This window comes from Neochlamydia sp. EPS4, assembly GCF_000813665.1.
GTDB lineage: Bacteria > Chlamydiota > Chlamydiia > Chlamydiales > Parachlamydiaceae > Neochlamydia.
Genome location: NZ_JSDQ01000028.1, coordinates 18,334 through 45,149 on the forward strand (window position 1 = coordinate 18,334; position 26,816 = coordinate 45,149).

At 36.9% G+C, this 26,816-nt stretch carries 19 protein-coding genes; 10 read left to right on the top strand and 9 right to left on the bottom strand.

Annotated features, from left to right (window positions below; genetic code table 11):
- Positions 1–188: 188 nt before the first annotated feature.
- Genes DB42_RS02065 through DB42_RS02075 form a run of 3 tightly spaced genes read right to left on the bottom strand, consistent with a single transcriptional unit; the run spans position 189 to position 3,807 of the window.
- Positions 189–1,472 (bottom strand): toxin-antitoxin system YwqK family antitoxin, encoded by a 1,284-nt coding sequence (locus DB42_RS02065; RefSeq protein WP_044881518.1) that lies wholly within the window; start codon positions 1,470–1,472, stop codon positions 189–191.
- A gap of 5 nt (positions 1,473–1,477) precedes the next feature.
- Positions 1,478–2,098, bottom strand: coding sequence for a hypothetical protein (locus tag DB42_RS02070; protein WP_044881519.1), 621 nt, complete (start codon positions 2,096–2,098; stop codon positions 1,478–1,480).
- A gap of 20 nt (positions 2,099–2,118) precedes the next feature.
- The gene (locus tag DB42_RS02075) at positions 2,119–3,807 is read right to left on the bottom strand and encodes a pilus assembly protein PilM (RefSeq protein ID WP_044881520.1); all 1,689 of its coding nucleotides are present in this window, start codon (positions 3,805–3,807) and stop codon (positions 2,119–2,121) included.
- A 122-nt stretch (positions 3,808–3,929) separates the two neighbouring features.
- On the opposite strand from DB42_RS02075, the gene DB42_RS02080 reads away from it, so the two are divergent.
- From DB42_RS02080 to DB42_RS02090, 3 genes are all read left to right on the top strand, one after another.
- Positions 3,930–4,181: a YggT family protein gene (locus tag DB42_RS02080; protein WP_039386519.1), complete on the top strand. Its 252-nt coding sequence runs from the start codon at positions 3,930–3,932 to the stop codon at positions 4,179–4,181.
- On the top strand, positions 4,178–5,221 hold the full coding sequence (gene dusB, locus DB42_RS02085; RefSeq protein WP_044881521.1) for a tRNA dihydrouridine synthase DusB: 1,044 nt from the start codon (positions 4,178–4,180) through the stop codon (positions 5,219–5,221). The genes DB42_RS02080 and dusB overlap by 4 nt, the downstream gene beginning before the upstream one ends.
- A gap of 111 nt (positions 5,222–5,332) precedes the next feature.
- Positions 5,333–5,632, top strand: coding sequence for an acylphosphatase (locus tag DB42_RS02090; protein ID WP_044881522.1), 300 nt, complete (start codon positions 5,333–5,335; stop codon positions 5,630–5,632).
- Between the two features lie 2,189 nt (positions 5,633–7,821).
- Here the strand turns inward: DB42_RS02090 and DB42_RS02105 are convergent.
- The 3 genes from DB42_RS02105 to DB42_RS02115 form a co-directional block, all read right to left on the bottom strand.
- On the bottom strand, positions 7,822–8,034 hold the full coding sequence (locus DB42_RS02105) for a hypothetical protein (protein ID WP_044881525.1): 213 nt from the start codon (positions 8,032–8,034) through the stop codon (positions 7,822–7,824).
- A 186-nt stretch (positions 8,035–8,220) separates the two neighbouring features.
- Positions 8,221–8,523, bottom strand: a complete 303-nt coding sequence (locus DB42_RS02110; RefSeq protein WP_044881526.1) for a metal-sensitive transcriptional regulator — start codon at positions 8,521–8,523, stop codon at positions 8,221–8,223.
- A 359-nt stretch (positions 8,524–8,882) separates the two neighbouring features.
- On the bottom strand, positions 8,883–11,534 hold the full coding sequence (locus DB42_RS02115; protein ID WP_044881527.1) for an ATP-binding protein: 2,652 nt from the start codon (positions 11,532–11,534) through the stop codon (positions 8,883–8,885).
- A 2,017-nt stretch (positions 11,535–13,551) separates the two neighbouring features.
- Between DB42_RS02115 and DB42_RS02120 the strand changes: the two genes are divergently transcribed.
- The gene (locus DB42_RS02120) at positions 13,552–14,997 is read left to right on the top strand and encodes an F-box/WD40 repeat-containing protein (RefSeq protein WP_044881528.1); all 1,446 of its coding nucleotides are present in this window, start codon (positions 13,552–13,554) and stop codon (positions 14,995–14,997) included.
- Positions 14,998–15,408: 411 nt separating this feature from the next.
- Here the strand turns inward: DB42_RS02120 and DB42_RS02125 are convergent, their stop codons facing one another.
- Complete coding sequence (locus DB42_RS02125; RefSeq protein ID WP_044881529.1) at positions 15,409–17,670, bottom strand: ATP-dependent DNA helicase; 2,262 nt, start codon at positions 17,668–17,670, stop codon at positions 15,409–15,411.
- A 312-nt stretch (positions 17,671–17,982) separates the two neighbouring features.
- Positions 17,983–19,647: an RNA polymerase sigma factor gene (locus DB42_RS02130; protein WP_042238503.1), complete on the bottom strand. Its 1,665-nt coding sequence runs from the start codon at positions 19,645–19,647 to the stop codon at positions 17,983–17,985.
- 278 nt (positions 19,648–19,925) lie between these two features.
- Here DB42_RS02130 and DB42_RS02135 point away from each other — a divergent pair, with 278 nt between their 5' ends.
- Positions 19,926–20,798, top strand: a complete 873-nt coding sequence (locus DB42_RS02135) for a competence protein CoiA (RefSeq protein WP_052435912.1) — start codon at positions 19,926–19,928, stop codon at positions 20,796–20,798.
- 65 nt (positions 20,799–20,863) lie between these two features.
- On the opposite strand, the gene rpsT is transcribed toward DB42_RS02135, so the two are convergent.
- Positions 20,864–21,154, bottom strand: coding sequence for a 30S ribosomal protein S20 (gene rpsT / locus DB42_RS02140; protein ID WP_044881530.1), 291 nt, complete (start codon positions 21,152–21,154; stop codon positions 20,864–20,866).
- 140 nt (positions 21,155–21,294) lie between these two features.
- Here rpsT and DB42_RS02145 point away from each other — a divergent pair, with 140 nt between their 5' ends.
- From DB42_RS02145 to DB42_RS02165, 5 genes are all read left to right on the top strand, one after another.
- Positions 21,295–22,140 carry an RluA family pseudouridine synthase gene (locus DB42_RS02145; RefSeq protein ID WP_044881531.1) on the top strand — a complete coding sequence of 282 codons (846 nt, stop codon included), beginning with the start codon at positions 21,295–21,297 and terminating at the stop codon, positions 22,138–22,140.
- Between the two features lie 157 nt (positions 22,141–22,297).
- Positions 22,298–22,576, top strand: coding sequence for a hypothetical protein (locus DB42_RS02150; protein WP_044881532.1), 279 nt, complete (start codon positions 22,298–22,300; stop codon positions 22,574–22,576).
- Between the two features lie 413 nt (positions 22,577–22,989).
- Positions 22,990–24,222 (top strand): hypothetical protein, encoded by a 1,233-nt coding sequence (locus DB42_RS02155; protein ID WP_155117382.1) that lies wholly within the window; start codon positions 22,990–22,992, stop codon positions 24,220–24,222.
- Between the two features lie 82 nt (positions 24,223–24,304).
- Positions 24,305–24,892 carry a 16S rRNA (guanine(966)-N(2))-methyltransferase RsmD gene (gene rsmD / locus DB42_RS02160; protein ID WP_044881534.1) on the top strand — a complete coding sequence of 196 codons (588 nt, stop codon included), beginning with the start codon at positions 24,305–24,307 and terminating at the stop codon, positions 24,890–24,892.
- A 223-nt stretch (positions 24,893–25,115) separates the two neighbouring features.
- A complete protein-coding gene (locus DB42_RS02165; RefSeq protein ID WP_044881535.1) occupies positions 25,116–26,750 on the top strand; it encodes a CocE/NonD family hydrolase in 1,635 nt (544 codons plus the stop codon).
- Positions 26,751–26,816 lie beyond the last annotated feature (66 nt).

Sequence of the window (26,816 nt, forward strand, 5' to 3'; positions counted from 1 at the left end):
ATAAATTTATACGAATAGATAAAGAGAAAAAGCATGAATGCTTGGTATGAAAAAATTGATTTGCCCAAGCATTTTTTTAAGTTTTTACTGATTTATTTAATTAAAAGCTATTTTTTTAAGAAGAGAGCGTCTTTCAACGGTAGCTAATTTATACCTTATAAATAAGAAAAAAGCAAGGAAAAATTTAGCTATTCCTGAGGCTTCCCATTATAATAATGAATTTTTCGAATAAAACGGCCCTCTCCATCATAAAGAGTAGCTACTCCTTGGCCATTTAAAATTTCGCTTATCGGATTTTTATCCCCTTTTTTGTAATATTCACCTTTCATAATTAGGTCTCGGTCATATTCTTCGATAAGCATCAAACTTCCATCTTGATACCAAGCTGTAGCTAATCCATTGCGTTTATTATTGACTATTTCTCGCTGACTCTCGATGGTACCATTTTCATACCAGGTTTTTACATACCCATTAATTTTACCTTGATACCAATTGATTAACAATTTGGGGCGCGCCTCTTTTAAGCCTTTTGAAAGGAAATACTCATATTCTTCCCCATTTTTTAACCCATTTTCTATATGATAAAGGCGCTGAAGACGATTGCTTTCATCAAAAATTTTTACTTTACCTTGTAAAACTCCTCCTTGAAATTGCTGTAATTCTTGCACATTTTTTTTATTAAAGATGGCTCGATATCCTTCGCCCTCGATAATTTCAGCTATGAGACTACCTTCTCTATCAAAATATTGGCCAGTAACCAATAGTCCTTGGTCAAAATATTCCTGAGCAGCAATTTTTTTTGGCGGCCAGTAGCGTATAGCTTCACCATGGCGAGCTCCGTTGCAAAAAATGATCGTTTGTAAAAGTTGACCATTATCAAGATAGTATTCTGCTATGCCATTCGCTTGATTCTTGTGAAAAGGAATACGTTTCCATATCCTTCCATTTGGATGATAGTAAATAGAATCTCCTTCTAACAACCCCTTTTCATAAGTTATTTCTGTCTGAATGTTACCATTTTCATCCCACGCGCGTGCGCATCCTTCAAATTGCCAGCTTTTTTCAGCGCTAGATGTTAAATCTGCAATCCCTCCAATAAGAGTAACTTCAAGCTTTAAAGTGCCATCTTTATACCACTCTCGGTAAAACCCATAAGCACGATTGTTGACAGCTTCTAAATATTGCCGAGGCTGTCCATTTTCATAGTAGGTAGTAATATAGGCTGGAGAGCTTCCTTGGCTATCTTTTTGATAGACTCTTAAAACTTTTTGATAAGGTTGAGCTCCTAGAAAATTTACATTTTCGTATTGATTCAAGCGCTCTTTATTGGTAATAGTCTCATTAAGCCCATTGCGGTCAATTAAGTTGATGCTAATCAAAGCTGGCTGTTCATTCCTGAGGCTGGTAGGTATACATCCCTGAGCTATACAGACAAGAAAGATAAGAAGTGGTAGGAGTTTAAGTTGTTTCATAAAGTCTAAAGAAATTCTCTTTTTAATAGTTTTAAATCTAGGCTGAAAGCTTCATTATTTTCGGAAATATTTTTTCTATTAATTTTGAAATCTAAAATAAGAAGTTGAGGGGGATGAGAAGGAGGAGCGTAGGGTCCAATAGGGATAGCTTCAATGCGAGATAAAATTTTTTGGATATCTTCCACATCCACTTCCACAGGATGGACAAGTGTTTCGGTAGTTTCTTGAAAAAGAGGATAGGATTGTACGACCCCTTCGGTAAAGGCTAAGCTATTATTATTGGTTAAATGTTCTAATCTTTTTTTTAAGGCATCATCGAAAGCAAAATTTTTGCTGTTTTCAAGTTTTTGGAGACTTTCAATTTCCGTTTCAAGGAAAACCAAGCTTTCCAAATATTTATCAATATAATGATGATCAGCTTCACGAAAGTGCTGGATAACAGCCATATTGGTGGCTTGCTTCTTTTCACGCATGATAGCTGTGTCATGGGTGCAATGGATAGTCTCTTTCAGGTGATTCAACTTTTCTAATTGTGAATAAAAATGCAGAGCCACAAAAATTAAGGGCAGCAATCCGATGAACAAACCATAAAAGAGAAGTCGCTTACGAGGAATATTTTCTAACATTTTAATTATTATTGTTATCCTTATGAAGAAGAGGAATAAAGAGTTTTATCTTTTAAGTAAAACGATGTTCTATAGCGACCATGGCTGCTATTCCATTTTACTTCTCCTTTAGGATCTACGAAGGAATTGGGCTCGATCAATACATCATGGAATTCGCGTGCTTGCTTGGGTATTGAACTTGTAAACTCAATTTCAACTTTTACCTGATATTTTTCCTGCTTTTTATGGTGTTCTGGTCTTTTAACTAAAGCGTAATGAAAGCTCTCTATTTGAATGGGTGGTAAAGGAAGTTTTTCCCCTTTACATTTTCCTATAAGGACATCTTGTGTGCTTAACCAGGCTAAAACATCGCTTACTTTAGGAACGATCGGTAAAAGGGGAAAAATATCAGGGTTTCTCTGTAAGTTTTTTTCAAGGTAATGGACTCGTTCTAAAAGATCTTTTTCAGAGAGCTCTAAAATGTCTTTAGCTTGGCTATCAGAAGCATTAAATAAAGAGTTATTTCCTTCGTAAGAGCTCTCAAAATTAGCGTAGGGCTTATTCATAACCTGTAAGAGTTCAATATAATCTTGCCTAACCTTATCGAGATGATAAGCAAGATAAGATTGAGTAAATATATATAAAGCTAAAGCTAAAGCGATACATAAGCCTGCATAGGCATATAAAGATTTGGTCAATCTTTTCCAAGGATGAGGATAGGAAAATTCCTGTCTACGAAAATTAATTTTGTCTTTTAGAAGAGGAAGACCCGCTAAAGCTATGCCTAAGGGCGCTGCAAATTCTTGCATTTTATCCACAGTTAATTGAGGAAAAATCTCGGGTTGTGGAAAAATTTGTTGCATTCTTAAATCTGAAGCTAAAGAGGCTCCTAAGTTGGGAATTAAAGAAGTGGAACCAGTAATTAATAATTCTTTAACTTCCTGCCCCCTGGCTTGTTTGGAGAGAGAAAAAACTACACGTTTAATTTCTAGGCGCAAACTTTCCCAAGCTTGGTAAGTAGGAACGGCCTGATTGGCGCCCAGTAAGTTACCGTGAGGGTCAGCAAAATTAATCGAACCATCTTCTCCTTCTATCAAGGCTTCTTTAAGTGGTTGTACACCTCCTAAAATGGACTGAGCAGCTATAAGCTTGGAATCTTGTATAAGTACGGCTGTAGATTGCTGAGTACCAAGATGTATGATACAATAAGGGTTAGGCGAAGACACGCAGGTGATAGCAAAATTGTATAAAGCAGCGGGTAAAGCGGTAATAACCTCGGGTTCTATTCGAAGCTGGGAACAGTGTTGTAGATGTTTTTGGATGTAGTCTTTACGGGCTGCTAAAACAGTTAATAAAGACCCCTCTTCTGAATGGCCAATCTTAAGATAATCTAAGACAGCATGATCTGAAGGATAGGGTAGCAGAGGTTCGGCTTGAAAAGCTAATACTTGTTCTATATCTTTTTCTTTTTTTAATTTTATTTCGAGGTGGCGTATAAGCACTTCGGGGGTATCTAACGCTGTGATTACTAAATCTTTCTGAAGGCTTTTTTGCAAATCAGGGTGCTCTTCATAAATGTAAAGCGGATTTACATTATCAAACTTTCCTGTTATTTCAAAAAGCTTGCTAAAAGTGGGCTTTCCTTTATTGTAGGTTAGTTGAATGCCCCTCAAAACGGTTTTTTCTAGCTCCAGGCCTAATGTAATAGAAGCCTCTGGCTTATCCAACATGCGCTTTTTCCTAAGCTTAAAATATTCCCCAACAAAGGTCCTATTATAGGTTAAAGTTCTTAGACAGAAAAGACTTTTTTTTATATATTAGAGTCCTAATAATTTACTACCCCTTATTTTTTATGTGGCTTATTCCTATTGTTGATCTGCTTTTTCAAATCTATATGCTGATGCTTTTTGGCAGAATTATTTCTTCTTGGGCACCGCAACTCATGCAATATAGATTTATGCAATTTATAGCTTTCTATACAGATCCTTATCTCAATCTTTTTCGAAAAATTATTCCTCCTTTCGGAATGGTGGATATTAGCCCCATTCTTGCTTTTTTTAGCCTAAATCTTCTTAAAGATTTAATTATTTTTTTAATTCGATGAAAGACAGAACATCATTTCTCCAGGTGCCTTTTCAGCTAGGGGCTATTCAGCTTCCTAATAATATCTTCTATGCACCTTTGGCGGGATGCTCTGATTATCCTTTTCGTCAAATGTCAGCTAATTATCATCCGGGATTGATATATTGTGAAATGGTCAAAATGGATGCCCTGGTGCGCTTTGACCAAGGAACCTTTCATATTTTGGATTATGCTCGCCGCATGCATCCTATTGGAGGGCAAATCTGTGGAAGTAAACCAGAAATTGCCGGCCAGGCTGCAAAAATTATTGAAGATTTAGGTTTTGATGTTGTCGACTTAAATTGTGGCTGTCCTGTCGATAAGGTGACTAAGGATGGAAGTGGATCTGGAATGATGAAAAATCCTGCCTTGATTGGAGAGGTTTTAGAAAAAATGGTGGCGGCTGTTAAGATTCCCGTGACTGTCAAGATACGAGCTGGCTGGGATGAAAATCTTATCAATGCTCCTTTGATCACACAAATAGCAGAGCAAGCCGGTGCAAAAGCTATATGTATTCATGGCCGTACACGCCAACAGGGTTACCGAGGAGCGGCCAATTGGGATTGGATTAAGGCATGCAAAGAGGTTGCACAATCGATCAAAATTATTGGAAATGGAGATATATTTGATGCCTTGGCTGCAGAGAAAATATTTGAGCATACCGGCTGCGACGCCATCCTTGTCTCCCGCGGAACTTTAGGCCAACCTTGGATCGTAGAAGATATCATTAGAAAGCTTCAAGGGGAAGAGCCTAGGAGCCGTACTCTAGAAGATTGCCGACAGGCCTTGCTTGAGCATTTCAATTATACGATTAATTATCAACAGACACGCCGTGCTGTAGTAGACATGCGTCGAGTAGGTTGTTGGTATCTAAAAAAATCTGCTGGAACACGAGCTTTTAGGGAACAAATAAGTAGAGCCGAATCAATAGAGCAGGTACAAGATTTGATTTTAAACTTCCCTCTAGGGGAAATGAATGAAAATGAAATTAATGATCAATCTGAAGGTGAGATATCTTGTTAAAAAAATTGGCAATTTTATGAAGATATTATTTAAACTTAAAGATATTCAGCCCACAGAAAGGGACGGGGTTGGCAGCAGCGCTATTTATGATAACCTCTTAAATTATAAAAAATGAATACATTGAATCCTTTCCACGAGCTATTAGAATTACATGCTTTAGTCTCGGGACACGTGCAAGGTGTCGGTTTTCGATCGACTACTCTTCATTATGCCTCTCAACTGGGGCTTACAGGCACCGTGCGTAATCTTAAAGATGGAAGAGTAGAAATTATAGCACAAGGCCCTAAGGAAAAATTAGAAAAATTGCTTTCTCTTATCCAAGCACACTTTGGAAGTAGCTATATAGCATGCTTAGAAGTTAATTATAGCCAGCCTTCTAACTCTTATTCACAATTTCAAATTATCTCCTGAGAAGTTACCCTGAGGCTTATTCTCTCCTTAACCTAGCCCTAAATATTGAGTTATAAATCACAGCTTGCGAAGTTGTAGGTAACTATTCTTAATCCTTAAGAACCTCTAGTTTTTGTTTATTCATGCTAAAGTTCTCTCTATTCTCCAGCTTTGAGGAAAAACATTAGATTCCTTCTGTTAAGAAATACACATGGCATTCCAGCTTTCATAGAGAAGCCTGTCCTACCTAGCATTTTTTTTACTTCAGCTTCCTTACCCTAATTTTAGCCCGTGGCTTTTATCTCTTCTTCTTGATAGCCTTGATCTACCCATACTTTTTCTAAGCATTTGCATTGATTGCAATTAAAAAGTCTTCTTAAGCCTTCTTTATCAGAGAGGCTGGCTGCTGTTAGATGGCAATCTATTAAAAAACCTTTAAATATTTAATGAAAAATGTCTTTCTTTTCCTCTAATTTTTTTCCTCCCTCCATCTTAGCCTTTTAGACTGCCATGGCTTGCATTTTTCATGCTCTGACTATCCCTTAAGTCTGCTGGCGGCCCTTCTTTTTTCCATTGACATTCTTTTCTTCTTGCATGGGTATGTATTCATCTTTTCAAATTTCCCGGTAAGCTTCCGCCTAGGGAAATCATTAAACATAGCTTTCCCGGGAGGAAAGTCATGAGGAAGCTATCTTTATTAGCATCCTGGATGATTTACCTAAAGAATAGCAACTAATATGCCTTGTTTGGAAGGGGCATAAAGTCTTCTTCCATAGAAAACAGCAAAAAATATGCTCGATTCCTTCCCATTCTTGGTCGTTCAAATCTTCAGGATAGCTAAGCATTATGCTTCTTCTGCTTTAAATTTGCTTTTATTTTATCAAAAAAAGGGGCGGGCGCTTTCTTATAGGCGTGGTGATCAACTCTCTCTTGAGGGCATATATTTAAAGCTGTTTTCAAGGAAAGAGAAGCCTTCAAAGGCTAATTTTTTTAAAGGAGTGAATAAACGAAGTTTTTTAAACAAAATTATTAAGAGTTTTTTCTATAGAGGTGGCATTGTTTAGGCTTTTCTCCAGCAAAAAATTTAATATTTATATAAAAAATTATCAAATTTTTATTACCAAAAAGCTTGGAGAGAAAGCTAAAGGTGGGTAAATTATTCCTATAAGATAGCGTACTCTAGAGGCCAATATGCCAATAGGAGACAAGACTAACGCTAATGATAGATCTAACGCATATAAGGTAAGTTTTTTAATATTTGCAGCTTCATTCAACACATCCTGTCGCTTTATAGGCTTTCTTTTCCAAAGCTTCCCTAAACATTTTGTAATAAGGTATAGACTTAAGCTAGCCACAGTGGCAACTAAGCTTGCAACAGCTCCAACTTTTCTCCCTACTTTAAATAAAGCTGTGATTGGGGAACTGATTAATTGAATAAAGCAGTAAACTCTCCCTTTCCAGTTAGCCTGCTTGTAAACTCTGGGTACATTTTGTCCAAAATCCTCTCTAAAAGGCTTTAAGGCCTGGTAGCTTAATAAAAAATCATTCTCTAAGTCCATTAATAAGCCCTTCGCATTTTGTTTATTTAAAATTAGATGTCTTGTAATTAATTAGATTTAAATTTTCCTTAAAATAACTACCTAGGTAATTTAAGCCTTTGAGCCACGCACTTACGCTTTTTGGCATACAAGGCTAATAACTCGTTTCCTCTAGCAAAGGCTATCTTAGAATCTTACCACTTAATCGAATGATTGTTAAGGCCCCTTTAAATTTAGATACTTACTCCAGTTTTATTTGTTTTTTTATTTATTGCAAGGGAAAATTCTTTAGCTTTGTTCTTTATAAGCAACTCATTCTGAAACTTTTCAGGTCTTTTTCTGGTAGCTGCACCGCATCTTAAGAAATTATCAACCTTCTAAAAGTGTTGTATGGAGCTAGAAAAGCTAACATGCGTAAGGATCCTCAACGTGCATTAAACCCCGCTCTTCAAATAAACCTTTTTTTGAAGCTCATTCTTTTAATTCCTATTTCCTTAACTTTCTATGATATATAGAAAAGGAATGCCTTTTATTAATTATAGAGAGCTTGGCTTAAGTGGATAAGCATTGTATCCATTAACGATTTTAAGAGAGCATTTTAGAAATGTCTTTTTTTTCTTTAAACATTTCTAAAATGCATTTAGAAAGGGAATAAGGAGATTCTCAAGGATTTTAATTAGCAATACTAGAATTTTTTTCTTGAGAAGATTCTTCCCCTGTAGCGGTCGGGGATAAACCGTGGCATCCCGATTTAGCATAACATCCACAATGCTTATCTTGAGTGCAAGTACACTGTGAGCACTCGCAGTTATTCATAGCTGGAGCAGCAGTAAGAAAACTAGCTGCTAAAAAAGAAGCACCTAAGAAACTTAGTAAAATTTTCATGTTTTTTTCCTTTTTAAATTATTAATTAATTCTAATTATTATTTTGAACAACTCTAAAGACTCTAATTTTCCCCCAGATCAATCACTGCCCTGCTCCCCATTCATTTTGATTGCGGAAAGGCTCTCGTGATAATGAAGATGTTTCCTCCCTTCTTATGCTATCTCGAATTACTTTATGCTTAAAATTCAATCAAATCGTTTAATCAATATTCTAATCTCTTCAATTTTCTTTTTTTGCTCTTCTTGATTTTGAGAAAGGCAGGCTTCGGTCACGCAGGAGGATAGATGGTTATCCAAGATCCGCCTTTCAATGCTTTTTACAGCCGAACGGATGGCTCTAAGCTGAGTTAAGATTTCCGGGCAATACCTTTCCTCTTTAATCATCTTTTTTATTCCTTCTAACTGCCCGCTTATTCTATTTAAATGCGAGAGTTGATCATGATAAGAGGGGGGCTTGGCTTGTGTATGTTCACCCTTTAAATTTTTCATAAATACTTTTTGTGTTATAAATATATACCCTACCCCCCCAAGGTATCAAAGTAATCAAATCCATGTCAACAAGAATGAATTTTTTTCATCCGCTCTCTTCGATTTTCTTTTAGCCAGACGTTTTTTAATCCAACTATTTCTACCATTTAAAAGAGCCTAAACTAAAAAAAGTTATGCTTGCTTAATGAGCTTAGTGCATCTTATTAATTAATATGCCTGAAAATATCTACTGCTAGATTGAGTTATAGGCAAGGTTTTTTGGACAGCATATAGGGTGGGGGGATATCTAAGATAATTGGCAGAAATTTCTTATATAAAAGTAATGTGTATAAATGTTTATTTGTATCTCTTCATAATTTTTACTGGTTCTCTAGAGGAAAATAGAGAGTGAACACTGTTCCTCTTTTAGGGCGATTATGAACCTCAATTTTTGCTTGATGAAGATCCGCGATTGTTTTTACTACGGCTAGCCCCAAACCCATTCCATTAGATGGCGTGCCAGGAATTCGATAAAATTTTTCAAAAAGCCGAGGAATAAAATTAAGAGGAATGCCTGGCCCTTCATCCGCGACAGAAAGAAGAACAAAGTTTTCCATCTTATGAGAAGAAATTAAAATTTCTTTACCTGGCAGAGAGTAAGCAGCAGCATTAATTAATAAGTTACAAAGAAGAAGTTCTATCAAAGAAAAATCATAATAAATAGGAGGGATATCTTTATCGACTTCAACTTTTATGATATGTTTTTCAAGGTTTTTTTGTAAGCTTGCTACGCTCGCTTCAATCACTTCAGAGAGGCTTAGTAATTTTTTGGAGACTTTGAGAAAGCCTGTGCTTAATTGAGACATAGTCACTATATTCTCTACCATGCGATTTAAATAATTAGAGGATTCTTCAATCTGTTGAATCTTATGCGAACGAAGCTCTGCATTCTTGGCAAGTTCCGCACTTTTTAGTTCACGTGCTGCCCCCCTGATTGAATGTAGGGGTGTCTTAAACTCTAAAGAAAGAGAGCTTAGAATGTTATGTTGAACTTTTTCAATCTGTTTAAGATATTCATTTTTTCTTAACTTTTCTTCTTTAAAGGTTCTTTCCACATAATGAGCTACCTGTTGGCAAATTGTTTGAAGAAGAGTTATTTCTTCTTGTTGTATCACTTTAGGGAAATTAGGTCGAAAAGCTAGAATGCCTACTGTTTCTTTAAATCCTTTTAAGGGTAGGTAAAGATTATTCACGGATGATAATGTATCTGTAGACCATCCTGCCATTTTTGTGTTTTCAAATACCCAGGTAGCCACCGCTTTCTCTTTTTCATCTTTTAGCAAATCGGTCTCGACATGGATCATAAGACCATCATCAACTTTTTTCAGAAAAATTTCGGCTCTTCCGTCTAGCAAGTTATTTAGGCGAGCACAGATAGATAAAAATAATTCTTTATTAAAAGAAGTGGTAGCTAGTTCCTTTACAATTTCATACAGCACTTGTGATTTTTCTTCTCGATGCCTAAGCAGTTGCTCGCGTTTTTTAATGCGGTCAGTAAGGATGCTTAAAACGCAAGTAGCGGCTGCAAAAGATAAAAATAAACCTATTTCCATTTCTCCAAAATAAGGTGAATTAAAAGAAGGTAAAAAGAGCATGGACCAAATCAAAGAAAAAATTGTGGCCGATAAAACAAGCGGACCTTTTCCTAGGAATAGGCTAAAGCCTAAAAAGAAAAAAAAGAAAATAAATCCTACCATTTGGTAGCTTAGGTACAAGGAGCATACTCCCCCTAGCATAGCTATAAGTAGGGTAAAAAAAAGGGCCCATCCATAATCTTTATAGGTGCTTGTAAATTCTACTTTAGCCCAGGGAGATGCATTTAGGGGAACAGAGGCATCATGATGGATTACATGTACATCGATACCGCTAGCCTCTTGATTGAGGATATCAAGAAGATTACTCATTCCCATCAATTTTTTAAACAAGGTGTTCTGTGGACGACCAATAATAATTTGAGTAACGTTTTTTTGTTTGGCCATCCTTTTTAAGGCTATTCCTATAGAAGTATCTGCAGTTGTGATAACTTCTGCTCCGAGTTCTCTAGCGAGAGAGAGATTTTTGGCTAGCTGTTTCTGATCCTTTTCACTTAGCTTCTTCCCATTATCGACATGCAAAGCAATCCAAGGAGCGTCTAGGGTAAAGGCATAACGGCGTGCAAGGCGAATTAAGCGTTGAGAATGAGGGCTGGAGCTAATCGCTACCATTAGGCGTTCAGAAGGTTTCCATAAGCTAGATCTTTCAGCACTAGGCAGTAATCCATGCAGATCGTGATCCACTTTTTCTGCTGTTAGCCGCAGCGCTATCTCTCTTAAAGCCGTTAATCGATCAACTTGGAAAAAATTTTTTGCAGCAATTTCAGATTGAGGCCCTATATAAACTTTCCCTTCTTTAAGGCGCCTTAAAAGTCCCGTAGGAGTGATATCCACTAACTCGATTTGAGAAGCTCTTTCTATAAGGCTATCAGGAACAGTTTCACGGATTACAATGCCTGTAATTTCTTCCACTACATCCTTACGGCTTTCAATATGTTGAACATTTAAGGTGGTGTAAACATCGATTCCTGCTTCAAGGATCTCTATTACATCCTGCCATCGTTTCGTATGGCGCGACCCAGGAACATTGGTATGCGCTAGTTCATCTATAAGAACGATATGAGGCTTGCGTTTGATAATGGTATCTATATCAAGCTCTGTGAAAATGTTTCCTCTATAGCTAATGGATTTTTCAGGAATACTTTCCAAACCATCCGTAAGAGCAGCGGTCTCTTTTCGTCCATGGGTGTTAATGACACCTATGACAATATCTACTCCTTCTAAGCGACGTTGTTGACCGTCCTCTAGCATCGCATAAGTTTTACCTACGCCAGCAGCCATCCCAAAAAAAATTTTAAGTTTTCCTCCTTTACTTTTTTCTTCTTCCCGGTTAATCAACTGAAGTAAAGCTTCTGGATCTGGGCGATCTTCTTCAACCATAGGATGCTTGCCTTTTTTTTACCTTCTATAACTTTAATTTGAGTTTACCACAAACTAATTGTCTTTCCTTCCTCTTTTTAATTCTAGGCTTACTATGCTGCCTCATTAAGGGAGGCAATACACAATTTTATTAACTTAATATAAGAATAAGCTTTTTATTATTTTTCTTTTCCCTTAAAACAGGGCCTGTCCCCCTTTCCTTTGAAGCCAAAATGCGGCTCGGCCAACTTACCATCCTATTGTTTGTAAAGTAGAGATAAATTTAATAAATTTTTTATCTTATTGATGAATGGTAAACTTGGTTAATTAAAAGTTCAACCATTCAAGGCTAGGTCTCCAAGGCAGCTAGATGCTTGAGAAATATAGCAAGCCCTTTGCCTCAACCCATAGGCGCTGCTTATTTCTTTTCCTTTAACCTATGATCAATCATTAGTTCCCTCTTTTTCCCTACTAAAAAAATCACCATTGCTAAATGTTGCCAATTTAACATTCCAGCAAGCTAAAGCAAGGCTTGCATTGTATTATCTAGCCAGCCATCTTCTTACCTTCTGACTAACCTGGATAAACCCCTGAACTAGAAACGCATTATTGCTGTGTAGGCAACATCATGCCTATGTGAGCTGTAACAAAGCATTCAAAAACTGCTAGGGCAGAATTTTCTGCAAACCGCATGCAGATAATCTTTACATCCTTCTTAGGTCTTGTTAGGAAAGAATGATTTTAGAATTAATTATTGTGCCTCTGGTAAATCCTCAAGTTTTCCCTCTTTCACCTTTTCCTTTTTTACAATAAAAAATGATTGGATAGGGCTAACGTGAAACATTCATTAGGACTGGGGTAAATTCGTAGAGTACAAAAAATGGAAATGTTTTTCCCAAGAATCTGTGTTGTGCTTTCTTGCAAGGAGTGAGCAGATAAGGTAAGTAGACGAGCTAAAAAATTTGAGGAATCTTTAAATCGGAAACGAGTAAGGTTCCCATGCTTTTGCTAACTTTCTTGAAAATTTTGCTTGGCTTAAGTACTTTAACTTACGCTAGCTGCCACCAGCCATTTTAAAGAATAGCCTTGTAGTTTAATGTCTAAAAAACTTCCTGAAAGTTATGTAGCAAGGCTATTTTACATTAAGGTTATTTTTTGCTTTAAGTGAGAGGGATAGGAAAAAGAATAGCTAAAAGAAAATGATAAATAAGCCCTTATGAAAGTAAATTTTTATTTTCAATTGCGTTGGATATTAAAATTCAGCTATATATTTATTTTTTAAATATTGAGCTAACTTATATTTTGATCTAAGTTCCATCTTTTCCCGCTATATCTTGTACGGGCAAATATTTTTTTGCCATGGAACTTTTTTAGGGAAAAAATAAAACAGCGCATTTAGCTCATTTCTGTCATTGCAAACCATGCTGCATACTATAGCTGCATTAATAGTTGATCCACCAATAGGCGTCTTTTCCTACCTTTAACTTTCATACCCTCTCCGTATCAGCAGAGCCCTTTTTTCAATAGTTTTGACACTTTGGCTATCGACTATAGCTACACTTAAGTTCTATTAATCTACCCACCCTTTGGCAAAGCGAATGTCTTAAATAAGTGTTAATTTGTTCGAATAAATGGCTCTGTTTTCATCAATAAATTAAAGGATAAACTGATTTCCAAGATGGAAGATCATAAGGAAGATCTGTCCATTAGCAACTTGTCTTCAAGATGTAAAATGTTGGCATTGAGCATCTCTCGTTTAGAGGGCTTAAGTGGCCTGCCAGCTTTTTTTGTATACAATATATTCAAGAACTTGTCATTCTTGATTATTTAATGTGCTAGGATAAGCTTTTTTTGCCATACTAGGCTCCAGCTAAACAGCCTATATTTTAGCTTATTTTAATACCTAAGAGAATGCTATTGATTATTTAAGTTTTTATTATTATTGATAATTAATTTTTATTTCTTGACTTTTAAATATTATAAAAATATAAGAATAGATAATTTTTTTATATTGAATTTGAATAATTAAGTTACATAAATGCAAATTAATAATTTATCTTATTTCCCCCCTACTCTGCTAAATCCTTCTTATTCTTTTTCCTCACCCATTTTGCGCTTACCCGAAGAGCTTCTTACCCTTATTTTTTCCTATCTTTCTACGAAAGATTTAGTTCATGCAGGCATGGTATGTCGCCAGTGGAATAGGATAAAAGAAGACCCTATTCTTTGGACCTCCCTTTATCGTTATGATTTTCCATTTTTTACTTCACCTAATTCGTCATATACTAGGGCTATGTATATTAATAGCTTTGTAACCCAAAACAACTTAAAAGCAGGAAAAATTCAAAAAGAAATTGAGCTACCACCGTATGTAGGGGGGAAAACATTCTTTGATTTTTCTGATAGTGCTGGCTTTCTATTAGTAGAAGTTGCTGACAAAACGCGTCTATGGAATTTAGCCCGCGGTCGGTTTCAGGATTCTCCTACCCAGCTTAAGGGTGACATTTGCTCTTTGTTTTCGCCCGATGGAAGCCTACTAGCGACAGCCTCTTCGGATGGTACTGTTCATCTTTGGAATATCATTACCTCTGCACTTGTCCACAATCTTAAAGGACATACAGGCATGGTGATCCATGCAGTTTTTTCCGGGGATGGAAAGATGCTTGCCATCCTTTCGGATGATAGATTGGTGCACCTTTGGAAAATCTCTACAGGAGAATGCTTACATATCTTTTCCCATAATGAAGAGATCATTCATGCAATTTTTTCACCTGATGGAAGAACTCTTACGGTAGAAGACGATAACAACAAATTACATCTTTGGGACATTGCCAAGGGTCAACCTATCCATGTTTTTAATTATGATGGGGAAATTTATGAAAACGTTTTTTCTCCTCATGGAGAGTTACTCGCTACCATCTTTGAAGAAAAAACTGTACGTGTTTGTAAAGTGCCTACTGGTGAGCTTCTCTATACATTAAACCATGAAGGAGACTTATGGGATTGCTGCTTTTCACCCGATGGAAATTTACTAGCAACGGCTTCACAAGATCATACCGTGCGCCTTTGGGAGGCTGTGAGTGGCAAACTTCTTCATACCTTTAAACACGCTGGGGAAGTCAATAAGGTCGCTTTTACACCTGATGGAAGTAAGCTTGCCGCAGCATGTCAGAAGAATTATGCTATCCTTTGGGACATCTGTTCTGGACAAGCTATCCATTACCTTAAACACGAGAAGGAAGTACAAAGTGTGTTTTTTAGCCCTGATGGTAGTGTCCTTGTAACGACTAATTTCCAAGGACAAGTGAATCTTTGGACAGTAGCAGAAGGGGTACAATTTGCTAATTTAAAAAGCGCCAGCACTATTTATAATGAAATACGCGTGGTTTTTTCTAAAGATGGAAGTATGATTGTTCTTGCAACAGATTCCAATATTCGTATTTTAAGTTTTAATCCTCTTTTTCTTAAGTCTTCGTTTTCATAAACTTAATCTTTATCTAGAACTTAAGCCAGCAGGTAATACGCTTTAAAAAAACTAAGTCTGCATACCTAATCCTCTGAAAGTTGCCTCTCTACTTAATGAGAGCAGTTTTATAAACTATCGGATTACATAAGAAATAGCTTGAAAGCGTATAATAGCTTTTATACGCTAGCTAGATCAGATTAGATGTTTGACAATCTTGCAGCATAGACCTGCGAGAAAAGCTTGACTTGAAAGGTTTATTTATATAATAGCTTCAAGCAAGCAGCTCTAAATTAAGCCTAGTTCGCTAGTCTTCGAATATTTAAAATTTTTATTTTAAATTTATAGAAGGTTTTTTAAGCTCTTTAGCCTCTAGCTAAAACAACTCTATTAACAAAAGTTTTTAAATTAAGTCTAATAGACTTTATCCTTTTAGCTAGAATTATTTTTAGCTAGATAGGTAGTTTTTTTATAAAAATTTTGCATATATTCGCGTAACTTCTCACTGGGAATAAAAATATGCTGGCAAGGAGGGAGGCTATTCAAAAATTGCTGTCCGTATTTTTTTGTAATCAACCGTGTGTCCAAGCATACAATACAACCTCTATCATTTTTGTTACGAATAAGACGACCAAAACCTTGTTTGAATTTCACGATTGCATTAGGTAAAGAATACTCCATAAAAGGGTCGCCCCCTTTAGCTAAAATTGCCTCGGTACGTGCTTGAGTAATAGGTTCGGTAGGTACCTTAAAGGGTAGTTTAACAATAATGACACAGCGAAGTGCCTCTCCTACTACATCGACTCCTTCCCAAAATGAGTCTGTTCCAAATAACACAGATCGATCGGTCTTTTTAAATTTATTAAGCAGGGTTTGACGATTGTCATCGCCTTGTTTAAAAAGAGTATATTTATATTGCTGAAGACGTGCTTGCAGAACTTGGCAACATATTTTAAGCATATTGTATGAAGTAAAAAGCACAAAAGCGTTTCCATGGCTGGCCTGAATGCATTCCCAAATTTTCTCTGCTGCTGCTAAATTAAACCTGCTATCAAGAGGATTAGGAATATCGTTAGGGATAGCTAATAAAGCTTGCTTGCGGTAATCAAAAGGAGAATCATAGATGTTTTCGGTTAGCGTAAGCTTGCTTATGTAAGAAGGAGTAAGCCCTAAGCGTTGCTTGGTAAAAGTAAATTGCTTATTGGTAGCCAAGGTAGCACTGCAAAGAACTACGCTACTAAAGGGTTTGAATAAATACTCGGCTAAAGCTTTTGCAATATCTAATTCGGCATCTGCAATATTTACATTAATCATTGTTTTAAGCAGCTGGGCTTCAATCCACCTTACTTTACTAGGAGGGGGAGCTGTATCTACAAACTGTTGCAGGATAAAACTCGCGTCTGCCAATCGCCCGCAAAGAGCTTCGATTTCATAACGAATACCCTTAGAAACTTCATTAAGAGGCTCTTGACCTAGCGCTTTAAGAGCATTTTCGATGCTACTGATTACTTGTACATACTTTTGTAAGCTAGTAGCTAAAGCGTGAATATGACTTTTAATTTCTCCTACCCATACAGTATGCTTATAATGCTCGGGCAAGAGGCGGAGTTTGTTTTCATTAGAATGTTCTTCATTAGGCCTTATACCAGCTTTTGCTATGCTAATGAAAGCATGAAGCTTATCAAAGCCTTCAGTAATCAGCTTAAGAAGATCGATACGTATGCCTGGAAGATCAATATTGAATTTACTTAAAAGGGAGCTGATTTCTGTTGGGGGCGCTTTAGAATTATAGTGAGCAAGAATTTTTTCTTTAAGTTGAGCTAACTTCCCTTGAGTTTTACCGCCTTTTTCTGCTGCTAAGCGTCCTACCACTCGCAATAGATCTAGCTGATTTACTTTTTGAGCAAAATACTCTGTAGCAATATCTTCAATATGATGAGCTTCATCTAAAATAACTTTGGTATAAATAGGCAAAATGGAAGGGTCTTGATAATTTTTAGATTCAGCACGGCTAGCCAAATCAGCAAAAAGCAAGTGATGATTGACGATTAATAGATGCGCTTCGTTAGCTTCTTTTCGAGCCTTAAAAAAATGGCAGTCTTGATAAAAAGGGCATTGGCTTTTACTGCAAGTATCATTTTCTGCACAGACCTTGTCCCATAAGTGTCCAGAAGGCTCAAAAGTTAAGGAAGACTTAGAACCATCATAGGTCGTATGTGCCCAAGCATCAATACGAGCAAATTCCTCTGCTTCTTGAGGGGCAAGAAGGAGTTGTTCTGCGCGTGTTTCTTCCACTTTTCGCAAGCAAACATAGTTGCGCATCCCTTTTACAAGCACTGCTTTGACAGTGATATTAAGCGCTTGGGCTACGATAGGAATATCTTTTAAAAGAAGTTGCTCTTGTAGGGTGATTGTATGCGTGGAGATAACCGAACGTTCTTTTCTTTGGGCTGCCCAGAGGATAGCAGGAATAAGATAAGCAATGCTTTTACCCGTCCCTGTTCCTGCTTCTATTAAAGCTATTTGATCTTTATTATAAGCTTCAATGATGTTTTGCATCATTTTCTGCTGCTCTTCACGCGATTCAAAACCTTTTATAATTTTACTAAGGTTTCCTTCAGGTTGAAGAATTTTTAAGGCTTTCTGAGCATCAACTCCTTCAATGTTCTTTTCTCTGGGTAATATGCTGCTCATGAAAATTGGGAAGGGTGAAGTAAAAGTAAGATTAATTTAGAATTTGAATTGAACTATATCGCTTTACAAGGATCTTTTCAAGGCCCCTCTACTTTTTTGAAAATAAAGAGTAAATTTATTTTTTAAATGTAAGGATAAGGAGTAAGTTCAGCCTATGGATTAATTTTTAGGGCTACAGGTAAAAAGGGTGCTAAGGAGCCTATTCTATTCCTCTCCTGCCTTTTATGATTACCATTTACTTTTTTGTTGAAGCGATAAAATAACTTTAGCTTTTTCGCTTATAGAAAAGCTGGAAGTTAAAAATCACTCCCTCTATTCAACCTCTAGCAAATCTAAAAAGGCTTTTAACTGTTTAGAGCGGGTAGGATGGCGCATTTTCCTTAAGGCTTTGGCTTCAATTTGCCGAATACGTTCTCTAGTTACATTAAACTCTATGCCTACTTCTTCAAGCGTTTTAGGCTTACCATCTAATAATCCGAAACGTTGAATAAGAACTTTTCTTTCCCGATCCGTTAAGGTAGAGAGCACTTCATTCATCTTATCTTTCAAAATAGAGTATCCTGTGGCTTCTGCTGGTGAATCGGCAGCAGTATCTTCTAGGAAGTCTCCAAATTGACTCTCTCCTCCATCACCTACTTCTGCTTGTAAAGAGATAGGATGCTGAGCAATCTTATAAATCTCACGCACACGCTCAGCAGTGATACCCAGCTCTACAGCAAGTTCTTCAGGATTGGGCTCTCTACCCGTTTCCATCATCAACTTTTTAGCGCCCCGTAAGACCTTGTTAATGGTTTCAATCATATGTACAGGTATGCGGATAGTTCTGGCTTGATCGGCGATAGCACGGGTAACAGCTTGGCGAATCCACCAAGTTGCATAGGTAGAAAATTTATAGCCACGTCGATACTCAAATTTTTCCACGGCTTTCATAAGGCCCATGTTACCTTCCTGAATCAAATCTAAAAAGGAAAGGCCTCTATTCGTATATTTTTTGGCGATAGAAATAACCAAACGTAAATTGGACTCGACCATTTCTCTTTTGGCTTCCTGACTTTTGTCCATCCAACGCTGCAGCATCCGTACGTCTTTTTTAAACTCTTCTAATGTCCTACCTGCGGCAATTTCACGTTTTTTAAGTTTTCGTTTGGCAGAGGCTAGCTTGGCAGCAGCAAATTTATTTCTTTCTGCCCGAGGAGTTAATTCTTGAATTTCTTTTTCTAATTGTAAAAAGCGGTCATAGGCTCTTAAGATAAGTTCGCCAAAGTCTTCAATAATGTTATGCCTAACATGAAAGCGACGTAAGTAAGCTTGAGTACGAATACGACATTTCTCTACTTCTTCTAATAGCGAGGGCTTATTCTCTTTATTTAGGTCAGGATCATCGATTTTTTTAAGAAGCTCTACTAGATGTTGCTCTTCCTGTTTGAGAAGAGCGCATAGTTTAGGTAAAAGATTAAGAAACTCTTGCTTGTTAGGCACTTCTTTTTCTGCCACACACTTGTCAAAACGCTCTTTTCCTTGTAGCAAATATTGAGCAATTGCTATGGTCTCAGCAGTGGAGTAGCCAAAACGCATAATGATGCGTTCGATTTGGATTTGCGCTTTTTCGATTCGTTTGGAAATTTCAACTTCCTCTTCCCGGCTTAAAAGGGGAACAGAGCCCATTTCTTTTAAGTACATTCTTACGGGATCATCAGGAGTGCCTTCAGAACGTTTAGGAAGGCCTTCTAATTCTTTCGCTTCTTTCTTACGCTCCTTTTGGCGCTCAACTTCAGATTGATTAAGGATTTGGACGTCCATGCCACTTAAAAAGATCAACACTTGATCAATCTGCTCGGGCGAATCAAAAGACATGGGAAGAATATCGTTAATTTCCTCGTAGGTGATATACCCTTGCTCTTTAGCAATGGAAACGAGTTCATCCACTTTCTGTTGATGTTGGTGAGAAAAATTGCTTTTAAAGTTATCTTTATTCATGTTGCTTTTATGTAATGGTATTGACGAATTGCAAATTTTTTGTGTAATATGTGTTTAAAAGCCTTATTGAAAGGGTAGCTTTGTCGGCTCATAAAACGTTGAGAAAGTAATATTACAATCAATATTTCCTTAAAAAGGGTATAGGAATATTTAGCTATTATATTGATTTTTGTCAATCTATACCATCTTTTTCTTTTAAATAATGTCCCAGTGAAAAATTAACTTCATACTCGGATAAATGCATTTTGTCAAAAGATTTTTAAGCGAGCGAAAAAGTTATGCACTTTTATGCCTTAGATGAAAAAGAAAATCTGGTGTCTGCTCATCAAGCAGATAAAAGACTGCATTATTATTGTAGGGAATGTCTAGGCCTCGTCAAGTCGCGGGGAGGTCTTTTAAGACAGATGCACTTTTATCATCTAGAGCCTAATCAATCCTGTCGACAAAATGGCAAATCCCTTGTCCATTTACAGGTGCTGCATTATTTACAAAGTTGCTTACCTGATTGTGACTTAGAAAAAGAATTTCCTCTTATCAATCGCATTGCAGATGTGTACTGGGAAAAAGAGGGCTTAATAATAGAAATTCAATGTTCCTCCATCTCTGCTCGTGAAATAGAGGAGCGCAATCAAGATTATGCTAGAATAGGTTATCAAGTTCTTTGGATATTACACGATCGCTTATTCAATCGCCATCGTTTAACAGCCGCTGAGTATTTTCTACAAGACTCCTTACATTATTTTACCAATATCGATTCCGAAGGGGTAGGATATATTTATGACCAATGGGATAGAATAGAAAAAGGCAAGCGTGTATTTACGCTAGGCTTTCGAAAAGTAAATTTTTTCTCTTACCATTCTCATCTTAAAGAATCCTTGGCCTTGGGTAGCTACCCACCTTGGATAAAAAAAAGGCTGGAATCATGGAGAGGATATTTTACAGGCGATTATTTGGACTATTTCTTAACCATGCAAGAATCAGAAAAAGCTGCTTTATTGTCAGCTCTTTCAGTAGATGAGCAATCAGGAATTATGCAAGTAGGAAAAAAACTCCAGCCAGGGGTAAAGAGAGCGTTAAAAAAATTAATCCGTCTAATTAGCTTTTCTTATCGCTTAGGATTAAATTATATCCTTGAGAAATTAGCAAAATAATATTGCTGCGGAGCAATTGCCCTTTATCTTCTAAAATTTATGGTGCAAGTGCTTCGCAAAGGTATTTATAAGGCTTTAGCCGCGCGAGCAGCAAAACGTGCTTTAGTACGATTAGCTTTATTAACTTTATAGACGCCTTTTTTTACACCTTTATCCATTAGGCTGTAAATTTCACTTAAATGCTTATGATTTAACGCCGCATCTTTTTTGGAAAGATTTTCTTCTAGAGTACGTACCGCTGTTCTGACTTGCGATTTAAACACTCTATTAATCTGATTTCTTTTGATGCTTTGAAGATCTCTTTTTAATGCCGACGAACGTTTTTCTTTTTTTTTCTCACTAGGTGCTTGAGCCATTTTCCCTCTTAAATGTTTAATGACATAAATTTATATAAGAAGAAATTATAGGCATTGCTGTATAATTCGTCAAAGCCAAACTGAAATGCTTGGTATTAAAAACATTTATCCTTAATAGCATTAAGCTCAAGAAGTATTGTATGAAACTTACCTTAGACCAAAATCTTTCATTGTTAGACGCTTTAACTCTTTTATCCCCAAATAGTTCTAAAACCACTCTACGCTCCTGGTTAAAAGAGGGACGGGTGTATGTCGATGAAAGTGTAGAAAAAGTCAGTAGCAAGCTGATTAAAAAAAATCAAACAATTACCGTAGGAGCAAGGCCAGATCCTTATATACAAGATTTACGGGTATTATATGAAGATTCTCATTTAATAGTGATTGATAAGCCTTCGGGTTTATTAAGTGTGACTAGCGCTTTTGAAAAAGATAACACCGCGCATGCTCTTTTAAAAAAACATTTTCGTCCGCGTAAGGTCTATGTTGTTCATCGGTTGGATCAAGATACTTCTGGTGTAATGTTATTTGCTTTTTCAGAAAGGGCTTATGAAAAATTAAAAGAAATTTTTGCAGAACATCATATTGTAAGAGAATATATAGCTATTGTAGAAGGCCGTATGGAGCAATCCCAAGGCAAATGGGAATCCTATCTTTATGAGGATGAAAATTATTTTGTACACTCTTCTTTAAATCCAGATCGCGGTCGTTTAGCTATCACGCATTATCAAGTTATAGAAATAAGTAAGCACTATTCGTTAGTAAAATTTACTCTAGAAACAGGAAGAAAAAACCAAATTCGCGTTCAATGTAAAGCTGCAGGCCATCCTGTGCTAGGAGACCTTAAGTATGGTTCTTCGGTTACTCCTGTGCGCAGGCTATGCTTGCATGCTCAAGGGTTAGGCTTTAATCATCCTATCAATGGCAAACAGATGCAATTTAAATCTTCTCTTCCGCAAGCTTTTAAAAAATATTTTAAAAATGCATAAAAATCTGTTGTGGCTTTCCTTTTTATCTTTATCTGCAGGCGTGGTAGGTTGGTTTACTTTTCGAGCGCTTTATTTGACCTGTTTTTACCTAGCTTTTACGGCCTCTGCTCCTGTAGAAAACATTTAATGGGCCATCGAGTCACTAAGCGAAGATCGTGTGGTAGTTAAAGCAGATTATCGCTTTACGGTGAATAATAAAGAATATTACGGAAAAACTTTATTTAAAAATGAGGCTTATCGAAATCCCTGGGCAGCAGAAGAAGCTTTAAAAACATATAAAGGCCGTAAGCAAAGGGTTTGGTATTCCCCTGTACATCCTCAATATTCTTCTTTAGATCAATCTTTCCCCTTTAAAGAAAATATTTATGCAATCATTTTATGGATTCTATTGCTTTATTTTTTTAGGATAGGATGGTATGTAGCCAAGCATACATGAGCACTTATGTGGCTAATATATAAGAAAAAGGTACTCATAAAAATTATTAGCCTCCAACAAAAGATTTCAGGGGGCACTAGCTTTTTCCCTTCCCTCATTATATAGAGAAACTTTTTAATAAACTTTAGCCGCAGGCTTCTAATTTTTATAAGATTTAATTATAAGCTAGTTGATCTTGGCAGAGCTCATAAAGGCCTTGCCTTGTAGCCAAGCGCTAATGCTAGCCTTTCTTCCTCTTGAGATTGGCTATGAATAAATGTAAAAAAGTTATATCTGCATTAAATCTCTTCAAAAAATTTAAAGATGTATCTTATTTTGTTTTTAAGGGAAATAATGTAAAAAATTAATGTTGAGGTTTAAACTTATTAATCCTTCTGGCAAGATATCCTCTTAATATTTAATAAATTGAATTTATGTATAAATCCTATAGCTCACGTTACACCATCCTACTGATCATTATTGCCTTCTACCTTTTGCCTATAATGCTTTTGAGTAGCTATGGGAGGCTGTATATGCCCGTGCAAAAAGGATGGAATTTACTGGCTTTTGGAATATTCTGTAGTAGTATAGGGCTCCTAGGAATTTTTTGGATGATGTGCCGTTTAAGCCATAAAGCCGAGCATGGTACAAGGGATACTCATTTATCTGCTCTAGAGGCTTCAGAGTTTTCCCCTAAGCAGTCCAATATTGTTGAGCTGGACATGACTCAAGCCAAAGCACTAGAAGACCTTCAAGAACAGCATAATGAATTACATGAACATGTACTGGCTGTTCAGAAAGATTTAGAGGCAAAAACTAAAGAATTGCTGGAAAGAGAACAGAATAATCAGCATTTACAAGAAAAGCTTAGTGCTTCTGCAGCAGAGTATGAAATGAGCAAGCAGGCTTATGAATCCGCTTTAGACCAGCAAAAATTGCTTTTAGTCGATTCTCAAAAAACAATCACTGAGCAGCGCGAATGCATTGATAAAAAATTGCAGCAAATTGCTCAGCTAGAGATTAAAGTGTCGGATTTGACGTATGAAATTAAAACCTTGATTCAGTTAGCAGAAATTGAAAATCAAAGCATGCCTATTTACTCGAGTCTGCCTTTAGAGCAGGCAGGCTCTATCTATCCTCCTCTTTCTGATATATTTGAAGAAGAAATTTCCTGTCTTCCCGAAAAAAAAGTTCGAAATAGCATTCAAGCCAATATACAATTAAAACGCTGCATTGACATTGCCCAAAAAATTACAGGAGCAAGTCATTACTATAACACTTCTTCACGCTTTAAAGATTTGGCTGTCGATAATTATACTCTAGATTTAAGACGCCTCTTTGATAGTTTACGAGCAGAAAATGCCAGCGCAATTATTTTTTATTCTCAAAAAGAAAATAAAATTTTATTTGTTAATAATCAATGCAGGAGCTTGCTAGGCTGGAGTCCAGATAAATTTGTTCAGAGCTTTAATGAAATTGTAGAGCCGAGCAAAGATATTTGGAGGCAGGGTATTGCCAGTTTAGCTATTAAAAATGACAATCATATCAGCCTGAAGATGAAATCTAAAGCAGGAGCACAGGTAGAGGTTCATGCTCTATTAGGCATCATCCCTACTGGCATTTTTCGCTATCATGTGCTAGGCGTCTTATACTCTTCCTTATCTTAAATAAAAAGGGCAATAAATTCTCTTATAAGTAAAGAAGTTTAATTTTTTTGTCGAGGGAAGATTAATTTTTTTAAAGTCATTTATGTTATATATCATTGCAGGTCGCTATAAAAACAGGAAAATTCAGTCTCCTAAACATACTCTCACCCGGCCCACCACCAATAAGCTACGGGGAGCTCTCTTTAATATTTGTCAAACTTATATAGAAGACGCTTCTTTTTTAGATCTTTTTTGTGGATCAGGGGCGATGGGGCTAGAAGCTATAAGCAGAGGGGCGGCTCAAGCAGCCTTTGTAGATGAAGCTAAAGCAAGCCTCCAATGTGTGCGTGAGAATATACAATCTTTAGGGGTGGAAAAGCAAGTCCGCCCTTTATGGGGAGAGGCTAGGGCTGTGTTAAAAAAGCTAGCCAAGCAAGGAGAGCAGTTTGATATCATTTATATTGACCCTCCTTACGAAACTAAGGGTTTATCAGAAGAGATCATCAGCATGATAGATGAAAGTAACCTGTTAAAGGTTGAAGGAATGTTATTTATTGAAGAAAGCAAAGCACTGCTAATAGATAAAGAGAAATGGCTTACCTTGCAATTAGAAAGTGCGCGAAAGATGGGGCGTACCCAACTTTTGCAGTTTAAAAAGATTAGCTGGTCTCAACCCCTCCCCTTGCTTTAAGAAAAGTTTTTTTTCTAGGATAATGTAAAAAATAAATTTTACCCAACCACAGCTGTATCTACAGTTGAATTAGCTTTTTTCTTTTAGTTAGGCAATTTTGCTCTTTTTTTATTTCTTAAAATTGCTTCCTATCTCAATTAAAAATAGCATGTACTCCACATATTTTTTGACTTTACTTCCCCTAAAATATTAAACTCATTCATTAACTCGAGGTAAAGAACGCATGCATTTAAAAATTTTGACAATTTTTTTTCTTTTAAGTACTTCATTATGTTGGGCCAAAGATAATTTTGTTGCCGATTTGACAGTTAAAATTCCCATGCGAGATGGTTATGAATTACCCGCAGATATTTATTTTCCCGCGGAGGGAAGGGAAAAAAAAGCTCCTTGTATCTTATTAAGATGCCCGGCGGGTCGCAAAGCAATGCCTTGGGTGGGATATACCTCCCTCACCCATTTTGGCTATGTAGTCGTCATGCAGGATACCCGGAATGCATTAGATATCAATGGGAAGACGGCTCCTTTTATTACCGATGGCTGGGGAGCTTTACAAGATGGGTATGATACAGTTGAGTGGTTAGCAAAAAGTCCTTATACGAATGGAAAGATTGGGACCCTAGGCTTTTCAGCCGTAGGCTGCACTCAACTGCTACTAGCACCTTCTGCACCTCCATCTCTTAAATGTCAGTATATTGGAATTGCCGCAGGTAGCTTATACCATCACGCCATTTTTCCAGGTGGACAGCTTCATAAAAATCAGGTAGAAGGATGGCTGGGATATTATTCTAAAGATACAGGGGTTTTAAGCTTTGTAAGCTCTCAGCCTTTTTATAATGCATTTTGGGAGGAGTTAGACTCAATCAAGGTGGCACAGAAAGTGAGAGTGCCAGGATTTTTATATGGAGGGTGGTATGACACCTTTTTGCAAGGGACCATCGATGCTTTCGTCTCTCGGCAGAATCATGGAGGAAAAGGCGCTTTAGGAAAGCAGAAATTGTTGATAGGGCCGTGGACTCATTGGTGGCCTATCTCCTCTAAGCTAGGTGATTTTCCTGTTCCTCCTCAAGGATTTTCTCCCTCTTATGATATGTCTCCTCAACGTTGGTTTGATTATCATCTTAAAGGTATAGAAAATGGTGTAGATCAATTGCCTCCCGTTACCTATTACGTGATGGGTCCTTTTGATGGCTCGCCTTCGAAAGGAAACGTATGGAAAACTGCTGAGAATTGGCCCATACCTGCTAAAAATAAAGCTTTTTATTTGGGGCAAAGCCATAAATTAATGACCGAGATAACAAAAGAAAAAAGGGGAGTCTATTCCTTTAATGCTGACCCTAAAAATCCTGTTCCTACAATAGGAGGGCGTAATCTCTTTCTAGATTGTGGCCCTAGAGATCAGCGAGCGATTGAAAGTCGTTCCGATGTACTGGTATTTACTACTGAACCCTTAGAAGAAGACCTGGAAGTCACTGGCCATTTATTAGCTAAATTATATGTAACTTCCAATGCTTCTGACACCGATTTCGTCGTACGTTTAAGTGATGTCTACCCGGATGGGCGTAGCATTTTAATTTCCGATGGAATCCATCGAACAGCCATTCAATCTCCTCAACAAAAAAGATGGGCTTCTTGGCAAAAGCCTTATGAGATTGAAATTGATTTAGCTTCTACGAGTATGGTTTTTGCCAAAGGACATTGTATAAGAGTCTCAATTTGCGGTTCAAACTTTCCTCGCTATGAAGTTAATCACAACGTGGGTTTATTAGAAATGGCTTCTGGGCGGTGTGCTATAGCCCGCAATAAAATCTATACCGGCCCGGCTTATCCTTCACGCCTTATTTTACCCCTAGTTGAATAATGCTTACTTTATTTAATAAGGAAAAAAGCTTGCTAATTATAAATTAGCAAGCTAAACAAGCTTTAT

Coding starts and splice junctions, on each gene's coding strand:
- DB42_RS02065 (WP_044881518.1), bottom strand. CDS start 1,472: ATGAAACAACTTAAACTCCTACCACTTCTTATCTTTCTTGTCTGTATA.
- DB42_RS02070 (WP_044881519.1), bottom strand. CDS start 2,098: ATGTTAGAAAATATTCCTCGTAAGCGACTTCTCTTTTATGGTTTGTTC.
- DB42_RS02075 (WP_044881520.1), bottom strand. CDS start 3,807: ATGTTGGATAAGCCAGAGGCTTCTATTACATTAGGCCTGGAGCTAGAA.
- DB42_RS02080 (WP_039386519.1), top strand. CDS start 3,930: ATGTGGCTTATTCCTATTGTTGATCTGCTTTTTCAAATCTATATGCTG.
- dusB (WP_044881521.1), top strand. CDS start 4,178: ATGAAAGACAGAACATCATTTCTCCAGGTGCCTTTTCAGCTAGGGGCT.
- DB42_RS02090 (WP_044881522.1), top strand. CDS start 5,333: ATGAATACATTGAATCCTTTCCACGAGCTATTAGAATTACATGCTTTA.
- DB42_RS02105 (WP_044881525.1), bottom strand. CDS start 8,034: ATGAAAATTTTACTAAGTTTCTTAGGTGCTTCTTTTTTAGCAGCTAGT.
- DB42_RS02110 (WP_044881526.1), bottom strand. CDS start 8,523: ATGAAAAATTTAAAGGGTGAACATACACAAGCCAAGCCCCCCTCTTAT.
- DB42_RS02115 (WP_044881527.1), bottom strand. CDS start 11,534: ATGGTTGAAGAAGATCGCCCAGATCCAGAAGCTTTACTTCAGTTGATT.
- DB42_RS02120 (WP_044881528.1), top strand. CDS start 13,552: ATGCAAATTAATAATTTATCTTATTTCCCCCCTACTCTGCTAAATCCT.
- DB42_RS02125 (WP_044881529.1), bottom strand. CDS start 17,670: ATGAGCAGCATATTACCCAGAGAAAAGAACATTGAAGGAGTTGATGCT.
- DB42_RS02130 (WP_042238503.1), bottom strand. CDS start 19,647: ATGAATAAAGATAACTTTAAAAGCAATTTTTCTCACCAACATCAACAG.
- DB42_RS02135 (WP_052435912.1), top strand. CDS start 19,926: ATGCACTTTTATGCCTTAGATGAAAAAGAAAATCTGGTGTCTGCTCAT.
- rpsT (WP_044881530.1), bottom strand. CDS start 21,154: ATGGCTCAAGCACCTAGTGAGAAAAAAAAAGAAAAACGTTCGTCGGCA.
- DB42_RS02145 (WP_044881531.1), top strand. CDS start 21,295: ATGAAACTTACCTTAGACCAAAATCTTTCATTGTTAGACGCTTTAACT.
- DB42_RS02155 (WP_155117382.1), top strand. CDS start 22,990: ATGTATAAATCCTATAGCTCACGTTACACCATCCTACTGATCATTATT.
- rsmD (WP_044881534.1), top strand. CDS start 24,305: ATGTTATATATCATTGCAGGTCGCTATAAAAACAGGAAAATTCAGTCT.
- DB42_RS02165 (WP_044881535.1), top strand. CDS start 25,116: ATGCATTTAAAAATTTTGACAATTTTTTTTCTTTTAAGTACTTCATTA.